At 36.0% G+C, this 13,592-nt stretch carries 15 protein-coding genes; all 15 read right to left on the minus strand.

Going from position 1 to position 13,592, the window contains the following annotated elements; genetic code table 11:
• Positions 1-71 precede the first annotated feature (71 nt).
• Complete coding sequence (gene mtrB / locus MKY02_RS15545) at positions 72-293, minus strand: trp RNA-binding attenuation protein MtrB (protein WP_038190686.1); 222 nt, start codon at positions 291-293, stop codon at positions 72-74.
• A 61-nt stretch (positions 294-354) separates the two neighbouring features.
• Positions 355-924, minus strand: coding sequence for a GTP cyclohydrolase I FolE (folE, locus tag MKY02_RS15550; RefSeq protein ID WP_081730155.1), 570 nt, complete (start codon positions 922-924; stop codon positions 355-357).
• A 552-nt stretch (positions 925-1,476) separates the two neighbouring features.
• Positions 1,477-1,749, minus strand: a complete 273-nt coding sequence (locus tag MKY02_RS15555; RefSeq protein ID WP_038190738.1) for an HU family DNA-binding protein — start codon at positions 1,747-1,749, stop codon at positions 1,477-1,479.
• A gap of 191 nt (positions 1,750-1,940) precedes the next feature.
• Positions 1,941-3,443, minus strand: a complete 1,503-nt coding sequence (gene spoIVA, locus MKY02_RS15560) for a stage IV sporulation protein A (protein ID WP_327192377.1) — start codon at positions 3,441-3,443, stop codon at positions 1,941-1,943.
• Between the two features lie 57 nt (positions 3,444-3,500).
• Positions 3,501-4,217 carry a hypothetical protein gene (locus MKY02_RS15565; protein WP_038190740.1) on the minus strand — a complete coding sequence of 239 codons (717 nt, stop codon included), beginning with the start codon at positions 4,215-4,217 and terminating at the stop codon, positions 3,501-3,503.
• A 23-nt stretch (positions 4,218-4,240) separates the two neighbouring features.
• Positions 4,241-4,462, minus strand: coding sequence for a DUF2768 domain-containing protein (locus tag MKY02_RS15570; protein ID WP_227752011.1), 222 nt, complete (start codon positions 4,460-4,462; stop codon positions 4,241-4,243).
• A gap of 186 nt (positions 4,463-4,648) precedes the next feature.
• The gene (locus MKY02_RS15575) at positions 4,649-5,665 is read right to left on the minus strand and encodes an NAD(P)H-dependent glycerol-3-phosphate dehydrogenase (RefSeq protein ID WP_038190742.1); all 1,017 of its coding nucleotides are present in this window, start codon (positions 5,663-5,665) and stop codon (positions 4,649-4,651) included.
• Positions 5,666-5,694: 29 nt separating this feature from the next.
• On the minus strand, positions 5,695-7,005 hold the full coding sequence (der, locus tag MKY02_RS15580; RefSeq protein WP_038190744.1) for a ribosome biogenesis GTPase Der: 1,311 nt from the start codon (positions 7,003-7,005) through the stop codon (positions 5,695-5,697).
• A 204-nt stretch (positions 7,006-7,209) separates the two neighbouring features.
• Positions 7,210-8,352, minus strand: coding sequence for a 30S ribosomal protein S1 (gene rpsA / locus MKY02_RS15585; protein ID WP_038190745.1), 1,143 nt, complete (start codon positions 8,350-8,352; stop codon positions 7,210-7,212).
• Positions 8,353-8,440: 88 nt separating this feature from the next.
• A complete protein-coding gene (locus tag MKY02_RS15590) occupies positions 8,441-9,031 on the minus strand; it encodes a lysophospholipid acyltransferase family protein (protein ID WP_038190746.1) in 591 nt (196 codons plus the stop codon).
• A 1-nt stretch (position 9,032) separates the two neighbouring features.
• Positions 9,033-9,707: a (d)CMP kinase gene (gene cmk, locus MKY02_RS15595; protein WP_340711498.1), complete on the minus strand. Its 675-nt coding sequence runs from the start codon at positions 9,705-9,707 to the stop codon at positions 9,033-9,035.
• Between the two features lie 276 nt (positions 9,708-9,983).
• Complete coding sequence (locus MKY02_RS15600; RefSeq protein ID WP_038190748.1) at positions 9,984-10,634, minus strand: flagellar brake protein; 651 nt, start codon at positions 10,632-10,634, stop codon at positions 9,984-9,986.
• Positions 10,635-10,728: 94 nt separating this feature from the next.
• The gene (locus tag MKY02_RS15605) at positions 10,729-12,015 is read right to left on the minus strand and encodes a PepSY1/2 domain-containing protein (RefSeq protein WP_038190762.1); all 1,287 of its coding nucleotides are present in this window, start codon (positions 12,013-12,015) and stop codon (positions 10,729-10,731) included.
• Positions 12,016-12,026: 11 nt separating this feature from the next.
• The gene (gene sleB / locus MKY02_RS15610) at positions 12,027-12,809 is read right to left on the minus strand and encodes a spore cortex-lytic enzyme (RefSeq protein ID WP_038190765.1); all 783 of its coding nucleotides are present in this window, start codon (positions 12,807-12,809) and stop codon (positions 12,027-12,029) included.
• Between the two features lie 100 nt (positions 12,810-12,909).
• On the minus strand, positions 12,910-13,584 hold the full coding sequence (gene prsW, locus MKY02_RS15615; protein ID WP_038190769.1) for a glutamic-type intramembrane protease PrsW: 675 nt from the start codon (positions 13,582-13,584) through the stop codon (positions 12,910-12,912).
• Positions 13,585-13,592: the final 8 nt, after the last annotated feature.

A 13,592-nucleotide genomic window follows, 5' to 3' on the forward strand; every position in this document is an offset into this window, starting at 1 on the left:
TTGTCATATACTTTACGAACATTTATATTATTTTCGTGCAATACTAGTTTTTTTAAAAATTAAGTTTATGATTATTTTTTTGCTTCACTGTTTACGACGCCATAAGCTGTATGAATTTCTGCTTTACCGCGAATTTTCATAGCTGATGTATGCTCTGTAAATTGTGCAATCATAATTTCTCCGCTATCTAATTTTTCGGAGTGATGAAACTTTGTATCTGTACCGCGAGTTAAACCGATTACGTGAACGCCATCTTCTTCTGCACGGATTACTATATAGTCATTCTGAGACATATCAACATTCTCCTTGCTACATTATTTCCTTTGTTCATCATATCACAAATAAAAGGCTATTTTAAGACATTTGAATGAATGATAGTATTTCTGAACGTTTTATGTCGTCTTCTTCAAAGATTCCTTTTGATACAGATGTGATAGTCTTAGCTCCAGGCTTTTTAATTCCTCGCATTGTCATGCACATATGCTCTGCTTCAACAACTACATAAACACCTTGTGGCTTAAGCATTTCCATCAAGGTATCAGCAATTGTTGCAGTAATTCGTTCTTGTAATTGCGGACGATGCGATACTGTTTCAACAGTTCTTGCTAATTTACTTAAACCTGCTACAACGCCATCTTTTGGTATGTATGCAATATGCGCTTTACCATAAAATGGTACTAAGTGATGTTCACACATTGAGTAGAACGGGATATCCTTCACAAGGACAACCTCATCATGACCTTCATGGAAAACTGTTTCAAAATATTTTTTTGGATCTTCATGCAATCCTGAGAACATTTCTTGATACATTTTTGCAACACGCTTTGGTGTATCTAAAAGCCCTTCACGATTTGGATCTTCTCCAACTGCTTCAAGAATCATTTTAATCGCTTGTTCTATTTTATTTAAATCCGTAGTAGTCAACATTAATCCCCCATTATATCTACATTACTAGTTACCTTGTGATGTTAGCACAATCAAAGCAAAATGCAAAATGCCTTGCCTAATATTAGAGCGGGTATTTTTGGTGATTTATCCATTACCTTTTTTATCAAAACCATATTAGTTTTAAATTTTTTGATTTACTTAACTCAATAGGCAATTTCATATGTATTCACTTTTCGTTGTAATCCCTAATCCATCCATTCTAGATAGCAGGTTTTGTAGAGAATATCTCTGTACGCTTAAATACCCACTAATTCTAGAACTTATTTATTTTTCCGTTTTACAATTAAAAGCTATATAACTATATAACATACGAAACTAAAAAAGTGAATAATTCTAAAACAAATAGTATCTTAATCGATAAATTACAGCATGAATTATTACAATTCCCTGCTCCTCACACTAGAAATGAACAAGAATAATAAATTTCTTGTTCATTTCTAGTGTCTAATTCATTTAAAAAAGTCTAGCTAATAGCAAACAAAAAGAACAGCTTTCCGAAGAAAGCTGTTCTATGTACCCTAGATACTATTATTTGACAGCATCTTTAAGCGCTTTACCTGGTTTGAAAGCAGGCACTTTGCTAGCAGCGATTTCGATTTCTTCACCTGATTGTGGGTTACGACCTTTACGAGCCGCACGTTCACGTACTTCAAAGTTACCAAAACCGATTAATTGTACTTTATCACCCGTTGTAAGAGCTTCTTGAATTGTATCAAATACTGCTTCAACTGCTTTAGAAGCGTCTTTTTTAGAAAGACCTGCAGCTTCAGCAACAGAGTTAACTAATTCTGTTTTATTCACACCATTCACCTCCTCTCAAGGGGCATTGACTCAATCATGTAAAAAGATTATCACAACCGAAAACCCTATGCAACAATATTTATACTCCTTTTGCCTAGTTTAAGCAAATATAATCCTTATAAAACGCAAAAAAACCTTTTTGCACAGTCACAAAAAGGCTTTTTTTTCTTATTTTATAGGTAATTTGGTAATTATAAAATGAAAGTTACCATACCACGATCACCTTGGTTTACCATCCGTTCAATCGTTTGACGCATTCTCGTTTTTGCATGAGCTGGCACAGCATTTGTTTTATAAGCTATACTTTCCTTCATGACCTCATAAAGCGGTGTACCAAATAATTGGGTATTCCAAAGTGCATCTCTATCATGATAATATCCGTGTTTCAAATCTTTTAATAGCTGCTGACTATGAAACTCAGACCCTATTAATGGAGCAAATTCCGCTTCCATATCAATACGTAAAATATGATACGACGGCGCATTTGCCTTCATGCGTACACCAAAGAAATTATTTTGTTTAATGATTTCTGGTGGTGTTGGTTCAAGTTCTTGCATATTAGGCAGAGTAACTCCATAACCATCTTTTTTCGCTTTTTCAATGGCTTCATGGAAGCGTTTATGAGCCTGTCTAGCTTCCTGTGATTCTTTAATAAATAACAGCCATTCCTTTTTAGTAACTACTGGTTCATCCAAAAATTGTTCACAAATAGCTTGATATATATCATTTTTTACTTGAATAGTAATTCTCGCACTACCCATACCTGGATTGACATCGGTTACTTCTGCATTGGAAATATAATCTTCTTCACCTAGTTTTGTTGCAATATGTTTGACATCTCGAATTTTCGTTACAGAATCACTCCATGTAGTGATGGCGTCATTTAAAGAGACGTTAATTGTATTCGTATCTCCAATGACCTCCATCCAGTCAGGGCGTTCCACTTCGATCGATGTAATTGGAAATTCGTAAAGTGCTTCTTTCAAAATTTCATTTACTTCTTGCACACTCATTTGATCCGCAGAAGTACTAATTACTGGTACCTGATAGCGATCAGATAGCTCATTTTTCAGCGCCACAGTATCTTTATGCGCAGGCATTTTACTATTTATTACCACAACAAATGGCTTACCAATTGACTGAAGTTGCTCAATTATTTCAATTTCTGCTTTTTCAGCTGCCTGCCTTGGTATACCATTAACAGAGCCATCTGTAGTAACAACAATACCAATATTTGAATGATCACGGATGACTTTATCTGTTCCAATTCTAGCCGCTTCCTGGAAAGGAATTGGCTCATTATGCCACGGCGTGTGTACTAATTTCGGACCATTTTCATCCTCATACCCTTTCACACCGTCAATAATATAACCCACACAATCAGCTAGTCTAATTTGCATCGTAAGGGGCCCTTCTCCTACTGCAATTTGTGTTCCTTTAGCTGGGACGAATTTAGGTTCGGCAGTCATTATAACAGGGCCTGGAGAGCTTTGAGGCAGCTCGTCCTGTGCTCTTAATCGTTCTGCTTCATCTGTGATGTTTGGCAATACCATAACTTCCATTACACGCTTTGTAAACGTTGATTTCCCTACTCGTACTGGCCCTACTACCCCAATATATACATCACCGTTTGTGCGCTCCACAATTTGCTCATATAATTGTTCTGAAATGTGAATCCCTCCTATTCTACGCAATCTATTCTATGCATGAAAAAAACGTTTCATGCTAAAAGCATCAAACGTTTTAGAAGGTTATTTTTTATCGGTTAAGAAAATGACTTCATTCTTATCGTTTACTGTGTACGGTAAAGAATAGGCTGGTAAAATAGAGTATTTATCAGATAACAAATAACGGATGTCATCGCCTGATTTTACTTTTGGATTATCTTCATCTAATATACGTTGTAATTCAATAGAATAATCAATACAAATTTCTCCACTACCTTTTACAACTAAAGGCAGATTTACACTCGAATAAGGACTTGGGACTGAAGGTGATTTTTTGTAACCCATCTTCACATAATCCATTTGATAAATATCACCAATAATTTTATCAGAGATTGGGACGAAACCATTCACACCTTTTTTTATGTTCAATTCACGAATTATTTCTGCACCACGTAAATCTACTAGTTTAACAAGTGGTTTTTTACTCTCTGCATTCCAAATGACATATTGATAAATTCCACCCTTTTCATAGGCATTCCCAGGAATCTTGTCTAAATGACCATTTAGTAATTTTTCGAATTTAATGGGGTACTTTATATATTGATCTACTTTCTCATCACGATTTTCGATTGGTAGTAATCCGCCTGAAGAATCTCTAAATGAATCTATCGCCTTTTGGACAACTATTAGTTGTGCTTCATCTGGAACTTGATTCTCAGCACGTTCAGATTGCGGATACATACACCCAGATAAAAGAGTAGCTATTACAGCCATCAACAATAACATTCTCGTTTTTTTCATATACTTACCTCATTTTCTTAGGATTACCATGTGAAGACGACAAACATCATCGTCAAGAAACCTATGAATAAAAATAAATATGAGATCAACGCTATAATTGAACTCACTATTGCATTTTTGATTTTATGACGACTTAAGTAAATTAACCCCATCGCTACTAACATAAAACCAATAGAATAGAAAGATATCCACATCATATCCATTGGAGAAAAAGGAGTACCATTTAGTAGGACTAAGCTTGACAACAGACCAACCACCTTTCATTTCTAGAAACCGTTTCCATTCTCACAGATGAAATTATATCACAAAAAAACAAGAGGTGAGGAAGCATCACCTCTTGTCCATATTAATAATAGAGCTTGATATTACTGCATTTCAAACACTTTTATATCAGTTTTGTTTATCGTACAATTTTGTGACAAATGTCACAATTATTCAAAGAATCCTGCCATTTCGTGTGTTTTCATACGTTGCATAAGTTTTTCGACACCTTCAGTAGCATTTTGTTCTTCAAATAACACCTCATACAACGCTGAAGTGATTGGCATTATTACATCGTATTTCTCAGCAAGTTGATGTGCCCCTTTTGTTGTACGGACACCTTCCACAACCATGCCCATTTGGTCCAGTACTTCCTGTAACGTCATACCTTTTCCAAGCATATTTCCTGCACGCCAGTTACGTGAGTGAACACTTGTACATGTAACGATTAAATCGCCCATACCAGCAAGCCCTGAGAATGTTAAAGGCTCTGCACCCATTTTCACACCTAAGCGTGATATTTCTGCTAAACCTCGTGTAATAAGCGCTGCCTTAGCATTATCACCATATCCTAAACCATCAGTTACACCTGCAGCTAAAGCAATAACGTTTTTCAACGCACCACCCATTTCAACACCAATAACATCTGTATTCGTATATATGCGGAAATACTGATTCATAAACAGATCTTGTACACGCTCGGCAGATGCCAAGTTTTCACAAGCTGCAGCAACAGTAGTTGGATGATGTAAAACTACTTCCTCAGCATGACTTGGACCAGAAAGAACAACGATGTCTTCAATGAATGCTTCATCTATTTCTTCTCTCATAATCTCAGAAATGCGTAATAATGAATCGGGTTCGATTCCTTTTGAAACATGGACAAATAAAATTTTACGATCTAAAGTCTTCATCATTTTTTGACAAGTTTCGCGAATACCCTTTGTAGGTACAGCCATGACAATAACGTCAGCATGTGCAACCGCATCATCTAATATATGTGTCGCTCTTAATGTAGTTGGTAGTTGTACGCTTGGCAAATACTTCGCATTTGTGTGTTGCTCATTAATTTCTTTAGCCTGATCTTCTCGATGTGACCAAAGTAAACAATCATGACCATTTTCAGCTAATACTATTGCTAGTGACGTGCCCCATGAGCCCGCACCTAGAACTGTTACTTTATCCATGTTTGGATCCCCCCACCTAGATTTAACTATTATCCTCGGGCACGTGTAATCAAACGAATTGGCGTGCCTTCGAAGTCGAATGTTTCACGAATACGATTTTCTAAGAAACGTTCATAAGAGAAGTGCATAAGTTCTGGTTCATTTACAAAGACAACAAATGTTGGTGGCTTAATTGCAACTTGAGTAACGTAGTAAATACGTAATCTGCGACCTTTATCAGTAGGAGCAGGGTTTCTTGCAACAGCATCTGCGATAACTTCATTTAATATACTTGATTGAATACGCATAGAGTGATTTTCATTTGCTCGGTTAACAACTGGCAATAATGAATGAACACGTTTTTTCGTTTTCGCTGATACGAATACGATTGGCGCATAATCCAGGTATTGGAATTGCTCGCGAATCACCTTTGTTGTATGATTCATCGTTTTTTCATCTTTTTCAACGGCATCCCATTTATTTACTACGATAATGACTGCTTTACCAGCTTCATGAGCGTAACCAGCAATTTTCTTATCTTGTTCTTGGATACCTTCTTCGCCGTTTAAAACGACTAAGACAACGTCTGAGCGTTCAATAGCTCTTAGTGCTCGAAGTACACTGTATTTTTCAGTAGTTTCGTACACTTTTCCTTTTTTACGCATACCTGCAGTATCAATTATTACGTATTCCTGTCCATCAAATTCATATGGTGAGTCAATTGCATCACGTGTTGTACCAGCAATATCACTTACGATGACACGTTCATCACCTAAAAACGCATTTACTAAAGATGATTTACCAACATTCGGACGGCCGATTAAAGAGAATTTTATGACATCGTCACCATATTGCTCTTCATCATCTTCTGGGAAGTGTTTTGCCACTTCGTCAAGTAAGTCCCCTAATCCAAGGCCATGTGAACCTGAGATTGGAAAAGGTTCGCCAAATCCTAATGAGTAGAAATCATACATCATTTCACGCATATCTGGATTATCAATTTTATTAACAGCTAAAACAACTGGCTTTTTTGTTTTATATAAAATTCTCGCAACGTGTTCATCAGCTAAAGTTACGCCTTCACGACCATTTGTCATAAGAATGATAACATCTGCTTCATCCATGGCAATCTCTGCTTGGTGACGAATTTGATCTAAGAAAGGCTCTTCTCCAATATCAATTCCGCCAGTGTCAATAATATTAAATTCATGTGTTAACCAATCCGCAGAACTATATATACGGTCACGTGTTACTCCTGGAATATCTTCCACGATAGATACACGCTCACCTACGATTCTGTTAAAAATAGTCGATTTCCCGACATTCGGACGGCCTACGATCGCTACGACCGGTTTCGTCATAATTTATTCATCCTTCCAACTTCTAATAGTACATATTATACAACAAAAAAGGCGATGGTACCTTATAAGTTCCCCATCACCAACAATTCAAGTCATCATATATGTATATATTACAATGATACACAGGGCATTACAAGAAAAAAACAGGCGGATGTGAGAAGAACCCGCCTGCTCCATATAGTTATTTGTTGCATTTAACGTTTTTTATTCAGAGAAATTTTTTAATTTGTCACCAATAACATCCGCAAAAGAGAATCCTGAAGTTTCTTCAGGTAGTTCGTAGTCAGTATAATCTTCCTCTTCAGCATTTTCAAGCAACGCTTTAATACTCAATGATAAGCGGCTTTCATTTTTATTGACATCGAGCACTTTTACTTCAACTTCTTGACCTTCTTTTAGTACTTCATGTGGTGTTGTAATATGTTTATGAGCAATTTGAGATATATGCACTAAACCTTCGACACCTGGGAATACTTCAACAAAAGCTCCGAAGTTTACTAGTCGTTTAACAGTACCTGTTAATACAGCGCCTTTTTGTGCTTTCACTTCGACTTCTTCCCATGGTCCAGGTAAAGTGTCTTTGATAGATAGGGAAATGCGTTCGTTGTCTTTGTCTACTGACAATACTTTAACAGTTACTTTTTGACCTTCCGAAAGTACGTCTGACACATTTTCCACATGTCCATGAGACACTTGTGAAATATGGACTAAACCATCTACTCCACCAAGATCGATAAATGCACCAAATGAAGCTAATCGTTGAACAGTGCCTTCTATTACGTCACCCTCATTGATACCGCCTAATAATTGCTCTTTTTTAGAAGCTTTTTCACCTTCTACGATCGCTCGATGGGATAAGATTAATCGGTTTTTCTGTTGATCCATTTCAACAATTTTAAAGGCCATAGTTCTACCTTTGTAATCTTCAAATGATTCAACAAAATGATCTTCTACAAGAGAGGCTGGTACGAAGCCACGTACACCTAAATCTACCACTAGGCCGCCCTTCACGACATCTTTTACTTCTGATTCGATTACTTCACCATTTTCAAACTTGGTTGTTAACACTTTCCACGCATGAATAGCATCTACTCTACGTTTTGAAAGCACATAGTTCTCTTCTTCTACTTTTGTAATGATTAATTCAAATTCGTCGCCGACTGAGACTGCGTCGGAAGCTTTATCAACATGCAAGCTTGAAAGCTCACTGATTGGTACGACACCATCAAATGGTGCACCTTCAATTGATACGGTTACTGCCTTTTCTTCAACTTGAGCAACGATACCTTTGACGATATCTCCCTCACGGAATTCTTGACCTTGATTCAAGTTCATTTCTTCAGACATATGTAATCCTCCTTCACAACGTTCCATCTCTATTTTATTCCAATTCTCTTACAAAAACAAAAATTATCTCTTTTTTATTGGAAGTTTTTTAAATTTTCTTATAATGTTCATCGAGTATCTCTTGAATACTCGCCATAATGACCTCTGTTACTTCTTCTGCTTTTGCTCGACGTTCTCTATAAGGTGCGATATCAATTGGTTTACCATAGACCACTTTTAAGCGTCTGAATGGCTTGTACGGTCCAATAATGGCACATGGCATTACATTTGCTTCGCCTTTTAATGCGAAAAATCCTGCGCCTGAAAAACCTTTTCCAAGAGTACCTGTTTTGTTTCTTGTACCTTCTGGGAAAATACCAACCACTTGACCTTGTTTCAATAAGTCAAGAGCAGTGCGTAACGCTTGGCGGTCGCTTAATCCACGTTTAACTGGAAATGCATGAACACTTGGCAAAATACTTTTCAAAATAGGTAATTTAAAAAGCTCTTCCTTTGCCATAAAATTCACTGGTCTAGGAGAAGTAATTCCTACAACAGGTGGATCAAGTGCATCTATATGATTGGAACATAGTAAAATGCCTCCCTCTTTCGGGAAGTTCTCAAGCCCAATCACTTCCATGCGGTAAATCGGTTTTAAAGCGGTAAAGACAACAGATTTAGCAAATTGGTAAAAGTCCATCTTATGCCATCCTTTCACGCACTAATTTTAAAATAGCATCTGCTGCTTGTTGAATAGACAGCTCAGTTGTATCTAAGAAAATGGCATCTTGTGCTTGAACAAGTGGTGAAGCTTCTCTTTCACTATCTAATTTATCACGTAGTGCAATCTCTTCTTGTAATTGCTCAATAGTAGAAACAATACCTCGTTGTTTATTATCTTCAAAACGACGACGTGCACGTTCCTCAACGGTTGCAGACATGTATAATTTTAATTCGGCCTCTGTTAAAACAGCTGTTCCGATATCACGACCGTCCATAACAACCCCGCCTAATTTCGCCATTTCTTGTTGGCGTTGAACCATAATTTCACGCATAGCTGCATGTGCTGCTACTTTAGAAACATTACTGGTTACTTCATTTGAACGAATTTCTTGAGAAACATCTTGACCATCTAAAAATACCAGCTGTCCATTTTCTGAAGGTTTTAATGTAATGTCAGTCATTCCTAATAAATTTGTTACACTTTCCGCATCTTCTAAATTTATATTTTCTTTCAATGCTTTTAATGTAAGAGCTCGATACATAGCACCTGTGTCAATGTATGTATAACCTAGAGCCTCTGCTGCAATTTTAGCAATTGTACTTTTACCTGCTCCAGCAGGGCCGTCAATTGCGATTTGAATATTCTTTTTCACGGTTTCAACCCCTTCTTTCCGTAATATTGTATCACAACCGAAATGCTGAGGCGACTCGTTTAACTACGAATCATGTAGTGCTTAAAAACCAAATTCTTGTTCTAACTTTCAGCACTTAAAATAATCACTATCATAACGCTATGCTACTTGTATTGCTGCTATTTAAAATTAGCAAAGATAGTGTCTCCTTTTTAATAGTTTTACTTAAAGTCTGCTATTTGACATATTCCCTATTAAAATAAAAAGTCCTCTAAAAATCAGAGGACTCTTTGATAATTAAAAAGCTGTTTCCTTTTTCCGAATTAAGAGTTGACGCTCAAAACAGAAGCGCACTAAGTATTGACGATCTAGTTCATCTGTGTCAGTAAAATGTAACGGTGCAATGACACAATCGTCTCTTTCAATAATTCGAATGACTGATGCTCTCGTTTGTATATACTTAACATCCTTATTTGAAAAAGGTAAAGCAATCGTCATATCAAATTCATCATTTGCTTTAAATGATACTTTTTGATTTAAAATGATTGCTAAACCTCCAGCGCTAATGTCTTCTGTGACAAATTGATAATATTCATCTTTGAAGCGTATAGCGACATCAACAGGTGTTAAGACACGAACGAATTCTCTACGTTGTATTTTATAAATTTCCTCGTCGGTTGGAAAGGACAGCATAATCATTGGAATATTAGCTTTTACCCTTCCAAGTACTTCTGTTTTGAAAGCGTGGGCTATCTTCTCTTCATCAATAAAAGATGCATGGAATTGACTGCCCCTAGACAAAAACGAAGTCTTATTAGTTGTTGTGCTTACTGGATAGTCAATATAAATATTACCATCCTTTTGTTCCACAACTTTACATTTAAAACGTTCCATAGATTCTGAATTGATGGGTTCTAACGTGATTAATGTACCTATTTTAAGTTCCATGTCAATCTCCCTTTATGCCACTTTAGTAATGGTTCAATTATGACATGGATTGTTAAAATATGCTAGAGACAATACAATATGCCCAGCACTTGGTCTATAATTTTTCATTCTTGATGATTTCGCCCGTTTCTGTATCTACCAATACTCTGAATGTATGTGGAACATTCTTATTGTAATAAACAACTGTCAACTCGTAGCATAAACGTTCTTCCATTTTATCATTTTCACTATAAGATAAAGCTTCTTCTACAATTTCAACATTTTTATCAAAAAACGTTTTCCAATCAATCTTTTTCATTGGTTGATCTTTTAATGTTTCTTTTTGAATATACTCCATACCATTAATTCCAATGATTTCACCGTTGTCTTTTGCAATCTTCACTTGTACGCCATCAGCATATACCTTTGCTTTATTAGATGGATTAATACGTACATAATTTAAATGCCATGCCATTGTATTTTCTCTAGATGCTTCAATTTCAAGATCATCGAAGCCTAGTTCTTTCATCTGTTTATTAGCCTTGTTAATAAGTTCTTCTTGGCTTAAAGTACTTTTATCAACTGGTCGTTCCACTAAAAACGATAGTAAGTGTCCGCCCTTTTTCGTAATATCTGCATAACCTAATCTAATTCCTTCATGGAAAGTAATGTGATAGAAAGGATATGGAGCTGTTTTTTCACTTTGTTCAATACGAATTGTTGCTTTTTCATATTGTGGGAACATTTCTTTAAAACGTGCTAAAGCTTCTTTTTCTGAAATTACTTTATCTTTTAATGCTATTAGATCTTTTTTCTTTTGATTATCCGTTTCACTTGATGTTAACGGAAAATCACTTTCTGCGTAAGATTTTACTGTTGCAGATAGGTTCGAAAAATTATTTTTTACATCCTTATTGGATAGTTGATTGAGCCATTGATTATAGTGCTTATCTTCTTGTAATAAATGTGCTGTGGCAACGTCCCACTCACTTGAGAATGAACTTAAATTTGAAGCTACATTGGAAACACTTTTATTCCAATTTGTTTTCGATTCTTCAGAAGTCATTGTTAGTTTTGCTTGATTACCTAAACGCCCTAAATAATTCATCCATTGTGTTGTAAATTCACGATCTAGAGGTAATCCTCCAATTGTTTGTCGAATATCCGAAGATAAACGCCAAACATCTTGTAAAGAATCATTTAATGCAGTAGGGTCACTAAAAAGTAGTGATTGTTGCACTGATTTTTGTAGCTCATTTAATTGGCTAGAAGCATCTGACATCTGATTTGTATATTGAGCATGTAATAACTGTTTTAAATTTGTTTTTTCCTTGGCCGAAGTATAACTAAATACCGAAAGAACTATAACAGCATAGACAAGAAAGAATGTTAACTTTTTCAATCAAGCACCTCCTATAAGCAAAAAATATGCTGACCTATTGTTTTGATTTGCTGCCTTGTCCAAATCCATTCACTAGTAGCTGTTTTTGGATTAAAATAATAGAGCGCATTTTCAGTAGGATCCCAACCGTTCATCGCATCAATTACTGCTTCCATTGCACGATCATTAGGTGTCAGCCAAATCTGACCATCAGCAACTGCAGTAAAAGCTCTAGGTTGGAAAATAATACCTGAAATCGTGTTTGGAAATTCTGGACTATCTAATCGATTTAAAATAACAGCTGCTACAGCAACTTGACCTTCGTATGGCTCACCTCTGGCTTCACCGTAAACCGCATTTGCCATTAGTTTCAAATCTTGATCTGAATATTTAGTTGGTAGTTGTGTATTAGATTGTGTACCTGTTCCCTGTTGAACTTGCTGATCTAGTGGTTTACCACCATAATGTGTAAATCGATTCCCCTTATTTAACTGCTCCATTACAAATTCTTTATTATAATTTGAAGCTGCAGCTAATTTTTTCTTCGTGGTTGTACCAGCGACACCATCTACTTTCAACCCATACTTTTCTTGGAAGTTTCTTAATGCCCAATACGTACCATAACCAAACTTACCATCAATTTTCCCGGTATAAAAACCGATATATTGCAATCTTGCTTGCAATTCAATTACATCATCGCCATTTGCTCCCCTTGCAATCACTTGATTAGAAAATGCTTCTCCGCGATGCACATCGTTCATTGCGAAAATAGTGAAAGTCATAAGTATGATGAGAAGTACTTTAAAAAGTCTCATTGATTGTGAGCCTCCTTTTTCGTAGAATGTCTCAATCTACGTTTTTTATACAAAACCCCATAAAAAAATGCCAAGAGAAGTAGAAGATTTCTCTCGGCATTTATATTTTTTTTTGAGCATATAGGTGTTGAATTAAGTGATTGTGTGCTTGTTTTACTTTTCTTAGTCCAAACCACCATAAAAACAACATAAAAGGAATCATTAAATAAGACCAATGATCTTGTAAAAAGAAGATTAAATTGTATGCATTGTGAAGTATAATAGGTGCACATAATGCAACTACGATATATTCATTTACTTGTTCTTTCTTAGAAAACTTTGATTTCCCTAAATAGTAACCCATAACGACACCAAATAATGCATGGCTAGAAACTGGCATTAACGCACGTAAAAATGCCGTGTTTACACCGTATGAAAGTAAGTATAAAATATTTTCTACTGTCGCAAAACCTAATGAAATGGCGACTCCATATAAAACCCCATCATATGGGTCATCAAACTCTACATGATGGTAAATGGCAATCATTAATATCAACCATTTAAAAAATTCTTCAACGACTCCAGTAAAGACGACATTTTCCAAGATCGGATTCGAAAAAATCTGCTCTTCTTGAAAAACATACTGTAAAAATAGAATAGGGAACGTTAAGATTGCGCCATATATAAATGTATGGAACAATGTTCTCCGAGGCTCCGTAGCCATCTGATTGCGTAGGTAAAAAAAGCTAAACAGCGCGAGGCCAGGAGCAATCGCCACTGTTAATAGGATAAACATGTAGTTGC

The organism is Viridibacillus sp. FSL R5-0888, from assembly GCF_038009105.1.
Taxonomy (GTDB): domain Bacteria; phylum Bacillota; class Bacilli; order Bacillales_A; family Planococcaceae; genus Viridibacillus; species Viridibacillus arenosi.

Coding starts and splice junctions, on each gene's coding strand:
- sleB (WP_038190765.1), bottom strand. CDS start 12,809: ATGAGACTTTTTAAAGTACTTCTCATCATACTTATGACTTTCACTATT.
- MKY02_RS15590 (WP_038190746.1), bottom strand. CDS start 9,031: ATGGACTTTTACCAATTTGCTAAATCTGTTGTCTTTACCGCTTTAAAA.
- MKY02_RS15600 (WP_038190748.1), bottom strand. CDS start 10,634: ATGGAACTTAAAATAGGTACATTAATCACGTTAGAACCCATCAATTCA.
- MKY02_RS15575 (WP_038190742.1), bottom strand. CDS start 5,665: ATGGATAAAGTAACAGTTCTAGGTGCGGGCTCATGGGGCACGTCACTA.
- rpsA (WP_038190745.1), bottom strand. CDS start 8,352: ATGTCTGAAGAAATGAACTTGAATCAAGGTCAAGAATTCCGTGAGGGA.
- der (WP_038190744.1), bottom strand. CDS start 7,005: ATGACGAAACCGGTCGTAGCGATCGTAGGCCGTCCGAATGTCGGGAAA.
- mtrB (WP_038190686.1), bottom strand. CDS start 293: ATGTCTCAGAATGACTATATAGTAATCCGTGCAGAAGAAGATGGCGTT.
- prsW (WP_038190769.1), bottom strand. CDS start 13,584: ATGTTTATCCTATTAACAGTGGCGATTGCTCCTGGCCTCGCGCTGTTT.
- MKY02_RS15565 (WP_038190740.1), bottom strand. CDS start 4,217: ATGAAAAAAACGAGAATGTTATTGTTGATGGCTGTAATAGCTACTCTT.